The sequence below is a fragment of the Algoriphagus confluentis genome, assembly GCF_036245625.1.
GTDB lineage: Bacteria > Bacteroidota > Bacteroidia > Cytophagales > Cyclobacteriaceae > Algoriphagus > Algoriphagus confluentis.
Window position 1 is genome coordinate 110,752 of record NZ_BTPD01000012.1, and the last position, 12,869, is coordinate 123,620.

13 protein-coding genes are annotated in these 12,869 nt (G+C 45.1%); 7 read left to right on the forward strand and 6 right to left on the reverse strand.

Going from position 1 to position 12,869, the window contains the following annotated elements; translation table 11 throughout:
• Positions 1 to 47 precede the first annotated feature (47 nt).
• Positions 48 to 242, forward strand: a complete 195-nt coding sequence (locus tag AAA943_RS17350; RefSeq protein ID WP_338219549.1) for a DUF6728 family protein — start codon at positions 48 to 50, stop codon at positions 240 to 242.
• Positions 243 to 262: 20 nt separating this feature from the next.
• On the opposite strand, the gene AAA943_RS17355 is transcribed toward AAA943_RS17350, so the two are convergent.
• From AAA943_RS17355 to AAA943_RS17365, 3 genes are read right to left on the reverse strand one after another with little or no spacing between them, the layout of a single operon-like run.
• The gene (locus AAA943_RS17355) at positions 263 to 943 is read right to left on the reverse strand and encodes a TlpA family protein disulfide reductase (protein WP_338225549.1); all 681 of its coding nucleotides are present in this window, start codon (positions 941 to 943) and stop codon (positions 263 to 265) included.
• 56 nt (positions 944 to 999) lie between these two features.
• A complete protein-coding gene (locus AAA943_RS17360) occupies positions 1,000 to 1,626 on the reverse strand; it encodes a hypothetical protein (RefSeq protein WP_338225550.1) in 627 nt (208 codons plus the stop codon).
• A 7-nt stretch (positions 1,627 to 1,633) separates the two neighbouring features.
• Positions 1,634 to 2,887 carry an LVIVD repeat-containing protein gene (locus AAA943_RS17365; RefSeq protein WP_338225551.1) on the reverse strand — a complete coding sequence of 418 codons (1,254 nt, stop codon included), beginning with the start codon at positions 2,885 to 2,887 and terminating at the stop codon, positions 1,634 to 1,636.
• A gap of 169 nt (positions 2,888 to 3,056) precedes the next feature.
• On the opposite strand from AAA943_RS17365, the gene ppsA reads away from it, so the two are divergent.
• From ppsA to AAA943_RS17390, 5 genes are all read left to right on the forward strand, one after another.
• Entirely contained in the window at positions 3,057 to 5,426 is a 2,370-nt protein-coding gene (ppsA, locus tag AAA943_RS17370) for a phosphoenolpyruvate synthase (protein ID WP_338225552.1), read from the forward strand.
• 10 nt (positions 5,427 to 5,436) lie between these two features.
• Positions 5,437 to 6,195, forward strand: a complete 759-nt coding sequence (locus AAA943_RS17375; protein ID WP_338225553.1) for a glucose 1-dehydrogenase — start codon at positions 5,437 to 5,439, stop codon at positions 6,193 to 6,195.
• Positions 6,196 to 6,566: 371 nt separating this feature from the next.
• Positions 6,567 to 7,607, forward strand: coding sequence for an SDR family oxidoreductase (locus AAA943_RS17380; protein ID WP_338225554.1), 1,041 nt, complete (start codon positions 6,567 to 6,569; stop codon positions 7,605 to 7,607).
• A 5-nt stretch (positions 7,608 to 7,612) separates the two neighbouring features.
• Positions 7,613 to 8,290, forward strand: a complete 678-nt coding sequence (locus tag AAA943_RS17385; protein WP_338225555.1) for an NAD-dependent epimerase/dehydratase family protein — start codon at positions 7,613 to 7,615, stop codon at positions 8,288 to 8,290.
• Between the two features lie 2 nt (positions 8,291 to 8,292).
• Positions 8,293 to 9,198, forward strand: a complete 906-nt coding sequence (locus AAA943_RS17390; protein WP_338225556.1) for a helix-turn-helix domain-containing protein — start codon at positions 8,293 to 8,295, stop codon at positions 9,196 to 9,198.
• Between the two features lie 1,165 nt (positions 9,199 to 10,363).
• Here AAA943_RS17390 and AAA943_RS17395 read toward each other — a convergent pair.
• The 3 genes from AAA943_RS17395 to AAA943_RS17405 form a co-directional block, all read right to left on the reverse strand.
• Positions 10,364 to 10,663 carry a DUF1905 domain-containing protein gene (locus AAA943_RS17395; RefSeq protein WP_338225557.1) on the reverse strand — a complete coding sequence of 100 codons (300 nt, stop codon included), beginning with the start codon at positions 10,661 to 10,663 and terminating at the stop codon, positions 10,364 to 10,366.
• Between the two features lie 107 nt (positions 10,664 to 10,770).
• Positions 10,771 to 11,295: a DinB family protein gene (locus AAA943_RS17400; RefSeq protein WP_338225558.1), complete on the reverse strand. Its 525-nt coding sequence runs from the start codon at positions 11,293 to 11,295 to the stop codon at positions 10,771 to 10,773.
• Positions 11,296 to 11,388: 93 nt separating this feature from the next.
• Positions 11,389 to 11,778, reverse strand: coding sequence for a hypothetical protein (locus AAA943_RS17405; RefSeq protein ID WP_338225559.1), 390 nt, complete (start codon positions 11,776 to 11,778; stop codon positions 11,389 to 11,391).
• Between the two features lie 466 nt (positions 11,779 to 12,244).
• Here AAA943_RS17405 and AAA943_RS17410 point away from each other — a divergent pair, with 466 nt between their 5' ends.
• Entirely contained in the window at positions 12,245 to 12,589 is a 345-nt protein-coding gene (locus AAA943_RS17410; protein WP_338225560.1) for an MmcQ/YjbR family DNA-binding protein, read from the forward strand.
• Positions 12,590 to 12,869: the final 280 nt, after the last annotated feature.

Sequence of the window (12,869 nt, forward strand, 5' to 3'; positions counted from 1 at the left end):
CCTCGTAAATCGAAATTCGTAAATCGTAAATAAAGAAATTAATTATCATGGCCGAGAAGAATAAAGTGCAGGAGTTTTTCAAGTTGGGAGAGGTAGGAAACTACTTCGTGCGGGTATTTCAAAAGCCAGACCCCAACAAGCCCTCCAACTTCAACCTACGAATGATGCATGGCATCAACAAAATATCCATTTTGATCTTCCTTTTTGCTCTGATTGTCTGGACGATCAAGCGGTTTTTGTAAGTCGTTCTTTTTTAAATGGATCAGTTCAAATAATCCAAGATCTGAACTTTTTCCATCCCTTGGAATTTGGCTACCAAAATCCCATCTGGATTGATCAAAAAGCTGGTGGGCATGGATACTAGTTGAAAAAGCTGGAAGAAGCCTACTGCGTTGTTCACTAAGTGGATTTCTGGCTGGTAGGCACCCAACAGCGGTTCAAGGCTTTCATCATAAGAAAAAACTGCAAAAGCTTCGATTTCAGTTACTTTTTTGGCTTCCAATACCTCGGTATGAATCTCCTCAAATTGCTTTGAATTCATGTTTTTGATGGAATGCCTGAAATACAACAGGATCCATTTCCCCTTCAGATTCTCTTTGTCAAATTTCTCTCCCTGCAAAGTTTCGAAGAAGAACTCAGGGAAATCTTCACCTGTTTTGGGCTGAAGTTCAGCCTTCCTGGTCGTGCTTGCATAGGGGTTATTGGGGTCGAAATAATACTTTTCTACCTGACCATATTTGTTGTAGACTGCTTCTACCGTGAATTTTGGGAATTCCTCACTTATCTTGGCCATCTCCTCAAGCGTTACCAATTGATCAGTCGTTTTCCAAAAGAGAATATTTTCAAAATGGGAATTGCTGTACGAATATCCTTCTTTTTTCACCTCCTGGGCCAAGGATGAAAATGTGATTGCCACTAATGTAAGTGCTACTAGATACTTCATGAATGCAAAAAAACTAAAAGTATTGAAGATATAAAGTTCTTTTTGAGATAAACGAATCAAAACATCAATCCAGCCCGGAATACTAAGCTGTGAAAGATGGTTTCCCTTCGAAAGATTGAATTGAAACCATCTGGAATATCGCCGATGTTATCAGGAAAAATGATTCCTCCACCATTCAGTGTGCCTTCGAAATAGGTCAGATCTTGCCGCTTGTATGCCAAGATAAAGCTAAGGGAGGATTTCCCCTGTTTGGAAGGAAATCGGACACCTAAAGAAGGACTGACCATCGCTCCTCCTTCGTACCAGCTTTCCTGCCACTCGGTTCTTACTTTTTTCTCCAAAAGTGCCGTACTAGCTCCTAAATCCAGCCCGCCAAAAAACTGAGGCCTTCCACTTTTCCCCAGAAAACCTCTCCAACCCATCGCCAGAGGAATCAAGGAAATATCATCATACTGATCCAACCCAGCCGAAAAGCCGATGACCTGCTTTTTTCCTATCCAGGCTCCGTGAAAAGTTTGGATCGTGATATCTACCCGGCGCTCCGAACTGCCATCCCACTGCTCTTCTCCTTTTCCAAAGAGTAAACCGATCTCATTTTGGGTAAAATAGATTTTCTCCTGAGCCAAGCCGCTGACCCAGGAGAAGAAAAAGCAAATAATCAGGCAAAAAATCCGAAGCTTCATAGGCCAATCAATTAATCACAATAGGGTTGGAGACTTGAATACAGCTTAGCTTTCGGAGACGGTTAGGTTGGGAGTAGTCAAACTGGCAGACCCCATCCGGTCCGATCACTATCAGGGATTTTGGTCCTGGTATCAGGTCTACGGATTTCATGTCACGGAGGAATTCCAGCTGGTTTTGATCAATATTCATCACATCGCTTACATCAAAACTTTTTAGACCGTGATTTCCCTCAGCCAGGTAAAGAAAATCTCCTGCAAGGCCTAGACCATGAGGATTTTGCATAGGGTAGGCCTTTTTGAGCGTTGGATTATAGGGATTGGTGATGTCGACTACTTGCAGCTCATTGACCCCATTCCAGCAGGTATTGCCGGTTCGTAGCGTGACAAAGGCATATTCTTCATTGACTACCACCGGGTCACAGGCTAAGACATGCTCAAAAACCGACATGCGGGTAGGGGAGCTAGGCGTGGAGGCGTCATAGATGTGCATCCCTCGGTTTGAACCGATAAAAAGCTTTTCCTGAAAGGGGAAAATCGTCTCAATTCCCCATCCCAAATCGATAGGCTTAATGAATTGGGGATCTTTGGGGTCTTCTACATCAAAAACCCGAAGTGTATGGTCATCCACAGCATATAAGTGACCGCTCATAAGTGTGAATCGGGCCAAAGATCCTCCTGTCCCATAGCTTTGTGAAGCGGCTGAAAAATTGGCTCGGAATCCCATATCCGAACTCACCAACCAGCCCCATTCCGGCCTTCCTGTGAAATAAGGAGCATCCGTGGTAATCACTGTATCCTTAAACGTAATCACCTGCCCTGTCTCGTGAGTGTACTGGCTGGCAAAAACATCTTCCACCCGATTTACCAGCCTGATATTTCCCAAATTGCTCAGGTCAAAAACAAGCAAATCCACGTAACTGTCCGCATAAAGCATCTGATCATTGACAGCCAAATCCACATTGCCTTCAATTGGGATAAAACTCAGATTGATTGGATTGGCAGGATTGCTATTGTCTAGAATATGGATGCCTTTGGTCGGTTCATTGACCAGTAGGTAATTCTCGTAGATGTAGATTTTGCCTGGATTTTCCAAGGCCTGTGGAGGTTCGGGTGCAATGATTCTTGCCCGTACATCGCTCATTTCCAGATAAACCGGAAGCATGGTCCGGTAGGTATAGGTCGTAGTCACCTCATCCTGACAAGAAGCAAAGATGAGGGCCAAAGCCAAAACGGGGAGAAAGTAGTTGGTCAGGCGTTCCATAGGGATAGGATTTGGAAGTATGGGAAAAGTACCGATTTTTCTTTGGAACGTTAGGGAAAAGGCATTCGCTACAGGGATTCAAAAAAGATTCACTTTTTGATCTGACTTTTATCAGGAATCTTCCGAAAGGAATCCGGTAAGTTAGATCAGATTCTAAACCCAAAATATCATGTCTGACTTGATTCTTTCCTTTCGGGAGATCGGAATGGGAGATGTGGGCAGAGTAGGCGGTAAGAACGCCTCTCTGGGTGAGATGTTCCAAAAGCTGATCCCACTCCAAATCAATATTCCTGATGGATTTGCCATCACGGCAGATGCTTTTAGGCTTTTTGTCCAACACAATGAAATCGGAGAATCCATTCAGAAGCACTTGAAGGAGTTGGACTTGAAGGACTTTTCCAATCTCAATTCCGTATCCTCTTCCATCAAAAAGCTTTTTCTCTCCGGTTCCTTTCCCAAAGAATTGATTCAGCAAATTGAAAAAGCCTATCAGCAACTGTGCGAAGCAAACGAAAGGGAAGTAGAGGTGGCTGTCCGAAGCAGTGCCACCGCCGAGGACCTTCCCGGGGCGAGTTTTGCCGGATTGCATGAGTCATTTTTGAATATCCGAGGAAAGGAAAAGCTGGTGGAAACGGTCCGGTCTTGCTTTGCCTCGCTATACAATGCCCGGGCGATCAAGTATCGGCACGACAAGGGCTTTGACAAACACGAAATCGCACTCTCGGTGGGTGTGCAACTGATGGTGAGAGCAGACTTGGCCTGCAGTGGGGTGACTTTTTCCATTGATCCTGAATCGGGCTTTGCTGATGCTGTTTTGATCACTGGATGCTGGGGTTTGGGAGAAAATATTGTGCAGGGAGCGGTGATTCCCGATGAGTATTTGGTATTCAAGCCTTCCTTGGAAAAAGGGAAAAAATCCATCCTTTCCAAAAAAATCGGCTCCAAAACCAAGACCATGATCTACCAAAAGGGGGGAGGAGTTCTCAACTTGGACACGCCTAAAGAAAAACAAAAGTCATTTGTGCTCTCCGATGAGGAAATCGAAACGCTTGGCAAATGGGCTGTGGAGATCGAAAAGCACTATCAAATGCCCATGGATATCGAATGGGCAAAAGACGGGAATTCAGGGGAGCTGTTTATTGTCCAAGCCCGACCGGAAACGGTTCATGCGGAAAAGGATCCCTATGTACTGAAGGAATATTCCCTTACTGAAAAAGGCAAATTGCGCAGTACCGGCTATGCCATTGGAAGCGGAATCACAGCCGGGAAAATCAAAATCCTCCATTCTCCTGCCGAGGCGAATCTGCTGGAAAAAGGGGATATTCTCCTTACCGAAATCACCAATCCCGATTGGGACCCGGTGATGAAAAAGGCCGGTGCTATCATTACCACTAAAGGCGGTCGAACCAGCCATGCCGCCATCGTGGCTCGGGAAGTCGGAGCATTGGCGATTGTCGGGGCTGAAGGGGCTTTAGAGGACATGAAAGACGGGGATGTGGTGACCGTGGACAATTCCTCAGGAAAAATGGGGAAAGTCTATGAAGGAAAGCTGAAATGGAAAATCCAAGAACATAATTTCCGAGGACTTCAACTCCCGAAAACCCAACCTATGTTTATCCTGGCCGATCCCGAGAAGGCATTCAATCTTTCCTTTTTTCCTAATAAAGGTGTTGGCTTGATGCGGATGGAGTTTGTAGTCAATGGAAGCATTCAAGTACACCCCATGGCTTTGGTGCATTTTGATCAGCTGAAGGATAAGGAAGAAAAAGCCCAAATCGAAGTCCTTTGCCATGGGTATTCAGACAAGAAGGAATACTTCGTGGACAGGTTGGCTCAGTCGGTGGGGACGATTGCCGCGGCCTTCTATCCCAAGGATGTGATTTTGCGCATGAGTGATTTCAAAACCAACGAATACGCTCACCTTTTGGGGGGAAGTCAATTTGAGGTTGAGGAGGAAAACCCCATGCTGGGCTTTCGGGGAGCCTCTCGATACGATCACGAAAGGTACCGGGAAGGCTTTGCCCTCGAGTGCCAAGCGGTCAAGCGGGTAAGAAAAGATATGGGCTTGGAAAATCTTAAGGTGATGATTCCATTTTGCCGCACTCCTGAAGAGGGGAAGAAAGTCATCGCTAGGATGAAAAAGTTGGGTTTGGAGCAAGGGAAAAATGGACTGGAGATCTACGTCATGGCCGAAATTCCTTCTAATGTCATCTTAGCCAAGGAGTTTGCCCAAATCTTCGACGGTTTTTCCATTGGCTCTAATGACCTCACCCAACTCACCCTTGGCGTCGATCGCGATTCGGAGGTCTTGAGCGAGTTGTTTGATGAAAACAACCCCGCAATCAAGTGGATGATTGCTGAGGTAATTCGCAAGGCTAAAGCAGCCGGAAAGAAAATTGGCCTCTGTGGTCAGGCTCCGAGTGATAACCCAGCCTTTGCCCAATTTCTGATTTCCGAGGGCATAGACAGTATTTCCTTCAATCCCGATGCCTTGCTGAAAGGAATCGAAAATATGATTCAAGCAGAATCCAAAATTTAACCTAAAGCATATGAAAAAGCTGGAAAATAAAATCGCCGTCATTACCGGAGCAGCTTCCGGGATGGGCAAGGCCATGGCCGAACTTTTTGCTCAGGAAGGAGCAAAAGTGATTGTCTCCGATATGAATTCGACTGATGCAGAAATGGTAGCAGAATCCATCCGTCATCAGGGAGGGCATGCCATTGGATTGAAATGTGATGTCTCCGATGAGGATCAGGTGAAAAAGCTGATCCATGCCACAGTGATTGAATTCGGCTCGTTGGATATCTTGGTCAACAATGCCGGCATTATGGATGATTTCACTCCCTTGGAGCGGGTAAGCGACCAACTTTGGCAAAAAGTATTGGCAGTCAATGTGAATGGGCCATTTTACACTTCACGGGAGGCAATATCCCAAATGCTTAAGCAAGGAAAAGGGGTGATCATCAACATTGCCTCTATTGGCGGAGTGATGGGAGGAAGGGCAGGGGTGACCTACACCACTTCTAAGCACGCCCTGATCGGAATGAGTAAAAACATCGGATTTACCTACGCCAAAAAAGGTGTCCGATGCAATGTGATTGCCCCAGGAGGTGTGAATACCAATATCATGAAAAATGCCCAACCCGATGAGGAAGGAGCGGCGCTTTGCAGCAGTGGGGCCGGTTCCATGCCTCGAATGGGGGAATCCGATGAAATAGCCCGAATTGCGTTGTTTCTCGCTTCCGAAGACTCCTCTTTTGTCAATGGAGAGGTTTTGGTAGCAGACGGAGGCTGGACGGCGTATTGACAGAGTTGGAAGGAGATTGAAAAATTGAAAGATTGGAATATTGAAAAATTGGTCTGATGTCAGATGTCGGATTACCGATGCTTGGGGAGGGATCCGGGAAGACTGAAGAAGGAAGACCGAAGACCGAAGAGAGGAGAGGGAAGTTTAAAGTAGGGAAATTAGGGTTGAGGTTCGTGTAGATGTCGTAAATCGTACCTCGTACTTCGTAAATAAAAGAGCTGGAAGAGGGAAGTATCCCAAATCCTCCTAGTTTTCAGAAAAGTGAGATAAGGAATCTATATTTTCTGGGAAATGTATTAGCAATTCCGGTTTCCATATAAATGCTTATCTGTATTTTGAAGGAGCTTTGTCCTAACAAAAACAAAAAGCAAATGGAATGGATCGAAAAAAGCCAGCCGGTTATGGTGACCGGAGCTACCGGATATGTGGCAGGATGGATTGTCAAAGAACTTTTAGAGCGGGGATTTACCGTGCATGCTACGGTCAGAAATCCCAAGGACACGAACAAAACGCAGCACCTTTCGGATTTGGCCGCATCTTCTCCGGGAACTCTTAAGCTTTTCAAGGTAGACTTACTGGAAGAGGGGAGTTTCGCAGAGGCTATGCAGGATTGTGCCTTGGTTTATCACACAGCTTCGCCTTTCACATCCAACTACTCCGATCCTCAAAAAGAACTGATCGATCCCGCCGTAAATGGTACTCGAAACGTCCTCCTCCAAGCCTCAAAAACGTCCAGTGTGAAGCGGGTGGTTTTGACCAGCAGCTGTGCAGCGATCTATACCGATGCTTCTGAGGTGGCGAAAACGCCCAAAGGAATCCTTACCGAGGAAATCTGGAACACCACAGCCTCCTTGAGTCATCAGCCCTATTCCTATTCCAAAACACTCGCTGAGAAAGAAGCTTGGAATCTCGTCCAAGGTCAAAATCAATGGGATTTGGTAGTGGTCAATCCTTCTTTTGTCATGGGACCGTCACTGAATCCCAAGTATTCCACTTCTGAAAGCATTCATATTCTCCGGCAGATGACCGATGGAACCATGAAGATGGGTGTTCCCAATTTGGCTATCGGTGTGGTAGACGTTCGTGACTTAGCCATGGCCCATTTTGAAGCAGGGATGAGAAAACAAGCCCATGGAAGAAATATCATCAACGGGTCCAATACTTCGATGCTGGAAATGGCCCAAATTCTCCATCGCCACTTTGGAAAAAATCACCCCATCCCACAAAAAGCTCTGCCCAAGTGGTTACTCATGCTCGTAGGCCCTTTGATCAATAAGTCGATTACCAGGAAATTTATCCAAAACAACATCGGACATATCTGGAAAGCCGACAATTCCAAAAGCATCCGCGAACTGGGAATTTCCTACCGAAGCTTGGAAGAAACCATGGTAGATTCCTTCAATGCACTCTGAATCTTATGAAAACTTCCCGAACCGTATTGATCACAGGAGCTACCGGAATGGTGGGCAAAGGCGTGCTTTTGGAATGTCTTGACAGCCCTGTGGTGAGTCAGGTCATCTTGGTGAGCCGATCTTCAGTCGGTTTTTCCCATCCAAAAATCAAAGAAATTCTGCTTTCTGATCTCACCAAGATCTCGGAAAAAGTAGCAGAAATCCCTCAGCTCGATGCCGTATTTTATTGCATGGGAGTATCCGCTGTGGGTATGGATGAAGCTAAATATACTTCCCTGACTTTTGATCCGGTCAAGGCTTTTGCGGATTTGATTTATAAGCAAAGTCCTCAGGCCTGCTTCATTTATGTCTCTGGGGCTGGTACTGATTCTTCCGAAAAGGGAAGTATGATGTGGGCCAGAGTCAAAGGCAAAACAGAGAACTATGTATTGAATAAGGGTTTTCGGGAGGCTTATGCTTTTCGTCCGGGAGTGATTATTCCAGAAAGGGGAGTTCAGGCCAAAGTCCCTTGGTACAATACCGCCTACAAAATCCTGCGTCCCTTTTTCCCCCTGATGAAAAAATCCAAGTCTATCACCACCACCACTCGCATTGGCCAGGCTATGCTTTCTGTCATGGGGAAAAGTTATCCAAAAACCCATCTGGGTAATGCTGAGATCAATGAAATAGCCCAAAATCAATAAAAATGCTGATTCTCAAGACTGTCACCGATGCACATCGCTTTTTGAAGCTTCCGGCTCCCAAGCATCCGCTGATTTCCTTCGTGCCTGCAAAGGACTTCCATGCAGAGGTGGAGGTGGGAACCAAGGTGCGGATAGATCTCTTCCAGATTTGGTTAAAACCCGGGACTGACTGCGAGGTGGGATATGGACGGAATTCCTTTGACTTCCGGGAAGGCGCTTTGGCTTTTTTCAAAGCTGGGCAGGTCGTGACCGTCACCTCCCCTGTATCAGAAGTGCCATCAGAGGGTTGGTTGCTCCTTTTTCATCCGGACCTGATCCGCATGTCGGATTTGGGAAAAAATATCCATCGCTATGGTTTTTTTGACTACGAGACCTACGAGTCTTTGCACGTTTCAGAGGCGGAAAAGCAGGCTTTGACTGATTTGGCCCATAAGATCGATTCCGAACTGAGCCTCAACCTAGACAGGTACAGCCAAAAGCTGATCGTTTCTACTCTGGAGCTGCTCCTAGATTATTGCCTGAGATACTATGATCGACAGTTTCTGGTTCGGACTCAGTTGAATCAAGGTCTGATCGACCGGTTTGAGCGGGAGCTAAATGCCTACTTTGAAGAAGAAAAACACTTGGACCAAGGTCTGCCCAGCGTCAAATACCTCGGAGAGCAACTGCACCTCTCTCCCCAATACCTTAGTGATCTCCTGAAAAAGGAAACCGGGAAAAACGCCCAAGAGCACATCCACTTTCACCTGATTGAGCAGGCCAAAAACTACCTTTTGGGTACGGAGGAACCTGTATCCCAAATCGCTTACCAATTGGGTTTTGCCTATCCTCAGCATTTCACCAAGCTGTTCAAAAACAAAACCGGTCTGACTCCGGTAGCATTTCGGAATGGGGAGGGGGTAAGTTGAAGGTGGAAGAATGAAGACGGAAGACAGGAGACGGAAGACAGGAGACCGAAGTCCGATGACCGATGACCGATGAAGGGAGATGGAAACAACAAGATTAAAGTGAAAAGTTTAAAGTTAGAAACGACGTGCTCCATTGGGCTATTCCCCCCTTAAGGGGGGCTAGGGGGGTTAAAGGACCGAAGCTGGAAGTTGATTGAAAAATTGAAAGATTGGAATATTGAAAAATTGGACCGATGTCCGTTGTCGGATGACCGATGATTGGAGCTGGAAGATCGAAGTTTAAAGCGGGAAAATTAGGGTTGAGGTTCCTGTTGATGTCGTAAATCGTAATTCGTACTTCGTAAATAAAAGAGCTGGAAGACGGGAGACCGAAGATCAAAGACGGAAGTCCGATATCCAAAGTTTAAAGTGGGAAAATCAGGTTTGAGGTTCCTGTTGATGTCGTAAATCGTAAATCGTACTTCGTAAATAAAAGAGACGGGAGACGGAAGATCGAAGACGGAAGGTGATTTAAAAATTGGAATATTGGAAAATTGGACCGATGTCCGGTGTCGGATGACCGATGATTGGCGCCAGAAGCGGGAAGATCGAAGCCAAGAGGTTGTAAGGTGGTAAAGTTGAAAAGTTTTAAAGTTGTATTCTCCAATCGATGTCTGGGGACCCTATGAATGTCGTAATCCTGTACTGAGCTTGTCGAAGTATCGTAAATCGTACCTCGTAATTAAAAGAGCTGGAAGACCGAAGACGGGAGACCGTAGTCAGGAGGTTGAAAGGTGGTAAAGTTGAAAAGTTTTAAAGTTGTATTCTCCAATCGATGTCTGGGGACCTTCTGAATGTCGTAATCCTGTACTGAGCTTGTCGAAGTATCGTAAATCCTACCTCGTAAATAAATGAGCTGGAAGACCGATGATTGGAGCCGGAAGCGGGAAGACCGAAGAAAGGAGGTTGTAGGGTGGTAAAGTTGAAAAGTTTTAAAGTTGTATTCTCCAATCGATGTCTGAGGACCCTCTGAATGTCGTACTTTGTAAATCGTACTTCGTAAATAAAAGAGCGGGAAGACGGAAGCGGGAAGATCGAAGTTTAGAGTGAGGAAATTAGGGTTGAGATTCCTGTTGATGTCGTAAATCGTAATTCGTCCTTCGTAAATCTTAAATTCTTTTCTTTCTCAAAGAAGAATGCTCAGGCTGATGGTCTCTCCCAAATTTACCCGGGCTTTCTTTCGGATTTCAGCTTTTAGGGGGAGGAGGTAGGTGTCGTGTTTTTTATCAAACCAGATGGCTGTATCCCAGGATACATCTCCGATTTGGGCAGTAGCTTTCATCCGACCCCAACCTTCTTCCATACTCCCCAGGTGTTGGCGGATTTCCTGGGCAAGTTCCTTTGGTAGTGAGACAAACACCCATCCACCCATCCCGGGGGATATCCATACCTTTGCCGAAAAGTCGTATCTGATTTTACCCTGCATGTCGTTTTTGGGAAAGGGTGGGATTAAGATAACTAGGTTTGGGCCAAAATTGAGATTTAACTCATAGACTTCTAAAGGAATGTTAGATTCTGAATCAGAATCCTTACTTATTCTAATTCTTCCACACGGAAGGACCACTTCAAATGCAAGTCCATGTCCTGACGGATCAGCAGGTTGAGTTGGGCGGCGTGATGTTGGGTATGGCGCAGATTGTAAAGTAGGATTTCCAAAAGCGGGTAATCCATATCCCCTTCTTCCTCACCTTCGGTAAATCGGAGTTTGAACTTTTCTTCGGTGAGCGAGTGGATCAAAGTTTGAGCCTTTGAACGGCTTTGCCTAAGGTAGGCGAGCAGTTCTTTTTTTGAATAGATTCGATCAGGAATGCAGTCATCAATTGCCTCTTTGGGTCGGTTTTCAGGACTTTTTTGAGTGAAAGAAAGAAGTGGGGAAAAGTCCTCCGGTGGAATGGTCAGGTAGTAATCCAAAAAAATGGCACTGTGGAAAGCGATGTAGTAAAACCTTGGATTTTGCTCAAAATATCCATCCGGACTGGCATCAATAGCCTGAATCAGCATATCGATACTCGCCCCGAATTGATTCCAAAGTAGGGTTTTTAAAGAAGGGATATCCATAGGCTTTTGATCGTAAAGCTAAAGATCAATGAATTTTTTACCTGATCCTAGTTTGGAAAAATAGAGAGTAACGAGACTTTATTTGGGTATTTTTCACATCGTCTTCTCCAAGATAATTTTATGCTTGCAGGGAATCCCGTTTTCAAAAATGGGCTCAGGATAGTTTTGTATAAAAAAGTCCTTTTCGATGCCAACGATCTCATAGCCAGTCTTCTGATAGAGCGCCAGTTGGGAATAATTGTTAGTATGGTCGAGTAGGCTACCCCTAGGACATTCCGTAAAACAAACCGCATGAGAACCAATCCAAGGCCTTGTTGAAGCAATTATTTTCTTTTCTGTCAAAATTGAAATAAGGCGTTGAATAGCTGTCAGGCTAACTTTATCCCTAATAGGGCTTTTGGTATCATTTTTCCAAACGGGTTGTCCACCTGATGAGAAGTGAGCAAGAAAGTCTGACTGGTCGGGTCTAAATTGATTTGCCATATTTTTTGTATCAATGTGTGGTTGCAGTTAACTCGTTTAGTTGCACCATTTTCTGGCAATTTCTGTTCTCTTCCTGTTTGCTAAACGCTATAAATTCTAGAATAAAATGGAATTTATTTCTGCATTTTCCTCCCCTCAAGCTTTTTCCGAAATACTCCCGATCCTCTTAGTTTCCAAGCTGCTGACGGAAATGGGCAGAGATTGGTGAAGAATCTAGGTTTTAGATGGGCTTTGAAGTCTTTTTATCCTATACCCACTACTGGGTATTTTTCCCTTTTTTCCCTAGATTCCCTTTGTCCTTTCTACTTCTCTACCAATGACGGGATGATTTTAAAGGCCGCAAATTTAGTCAGTCCGAGCGGAGTCGAGGACCTTTCGACTCCGCTCAAGGTGACAATGATCCTACTCAAAGGCGAATGACCAGTCATGTCCTTTTTGTATGTTCGAATAATATTTAAGACTCAAAATGACTTTATCCTATTTCCGTGATTTTTGCTTGGCGCTTCCGGGAGTATCGGAAGACACGCCCTTTGATGCGAATACGCTCTGCTTCCGGGTGGGAGGGAGGATCTTTGCTATTGCCGATCTGGAAGTCTGGGATTTTGTGAATCTAAAGTGTGACCCCGAGCGGGCCATCGAGCTTCGGGAACAGTACGAAGGCATCACTCCCGGCTACCATATGAATAAAAAGCTCTGGAATTCGGTCTCCGTACAGGGAAATGTTCCGGATTCTTTGATCTTGGAATTGACCAAGCATAGCTATGAGTTGGTGAGGGATTCTTTGCCAAGGAAGTTGCGTGAGAGTTTGTAGGTATTTGTAAATAGTAAACAGTGAGTGGTAAGGAGTGATTGAAGTAAGAAGTCTGATGCTTCGACTAAGCTCAGCACGAGAGTCAGAAAGCTGAAACTTGGCAATAGCTTTATCTGTGAAAATCTGTGTCTTCCGTGAGCCATTTTTAAAGTCAGAAAGCTGAAGTAAGAAGTTTGAAGTAAAGTCCCAATCTCCAAAATTTTCAATTTTTCCAGATTGTTTATTGCTCACTGATTTCACAGAATGGCACAGAAAGAAATATCCAATTCACTATGGGAGG

What these genes read in the sequence shown, in the direction of transcription:
- AAA943_RS17350 (WP_338219549.1), top strand. Translation starts at nt 48, where the DNA reads ATGGCCGAGAAGAATAAAGTGCAGGAGTTTTTCAAGTTGGGAGAGGTA.
- AAA943_RS17355 (WP_338225549.1), bottom strand. Translation starts at nt 943, where the DNA reads ATGAAGTATCTAGTAGCACTTACATTAGTGGCAATCACATTTTCATCC.
- AAA943_RS17360 (WP_338225550.1), bottom strand. Translation starts at nt 1,626, where the DNA reads ATGAAGCTTCGGATTTTTTGCCTGATTATTTGCTTTTTCTTCTCCTGG.
- AAA943_RS17365 (WP_338225551.1), bottom strand. Translation starts at nt 2,887, where the DNA reads ATGGAACGCCTGACCAACTACTTTCTCCCCGTTTTGGCTTTGGCCCTC.
- ppsA (WP_338225552.1), top strand. Translation starts at nt 3,057, where the DNA reads ATGTCTGACTTGATTCTTTCCTTTCGGGAGATCGGAATGGGAGATGTG.
- AAA943_RS17375 (WP_338225553.1), top strand. Translation starts at nt 5,437, where the DNA reads ATGAAAAAGCTGGAAAATAAAATCGCCGTCATTACCGGAGCAGCTTCC.
- AAA943_RS17380 (WP_338225554.1), top strand. Translation starts at nt 6,567, where the DNA reads ATGGAATGGATCGAAAAAAGCCAGCCGGTTATGGTGACCGGAGCTACC.
- AAA943_RS17385 (WP_338225555.1), top strand. Translation starts at nt 7,613, where the DNA reads ATGAAAACTTCCCGAACCGTATTGATCACAGGAGCTACCGGAATGGTG.
- AAA943_RS17390 (WP_338225556.1), top strand. Translation starts at nt 8,293, where the DNA reads ATGCTGATTCTCAAGACTGTCACCGATGCACATCGCTTTTTGAAGCTT.
- AAA943_RS17395 (WP_338225557.1), bottom strand. Translation starts at nt 10,663, where the DNA reads ATGCAGGGTAAAATCAGATACGACTTTTCGGCAAAGGTATGGATATCC.
- AAA943_RS17400 (WP_338225558.1), bottom strand. Translation starts at nt 11,295, where the DNA reads ATGGATATCCCTTCTTTAAAAACCCTACTTTGGAATCAATTCGGGGCG.
- AAA943_RS17405 (WP_338225559.1), bottom strand. Translation starts at nt 11,778, where the DNA reads ATGGCAAATCAATTTAGACCCGACCAGTCAGACTTTCTTGCTCACTTC.
- AAA943_RS17410 (WP_338225560.1), top strand. Translation starts at nt 12,245, where the DNA reads ATGACTTTATCCTATTTCCGTGATTTTTGCTTGGCGCTTCCGGGAGTA.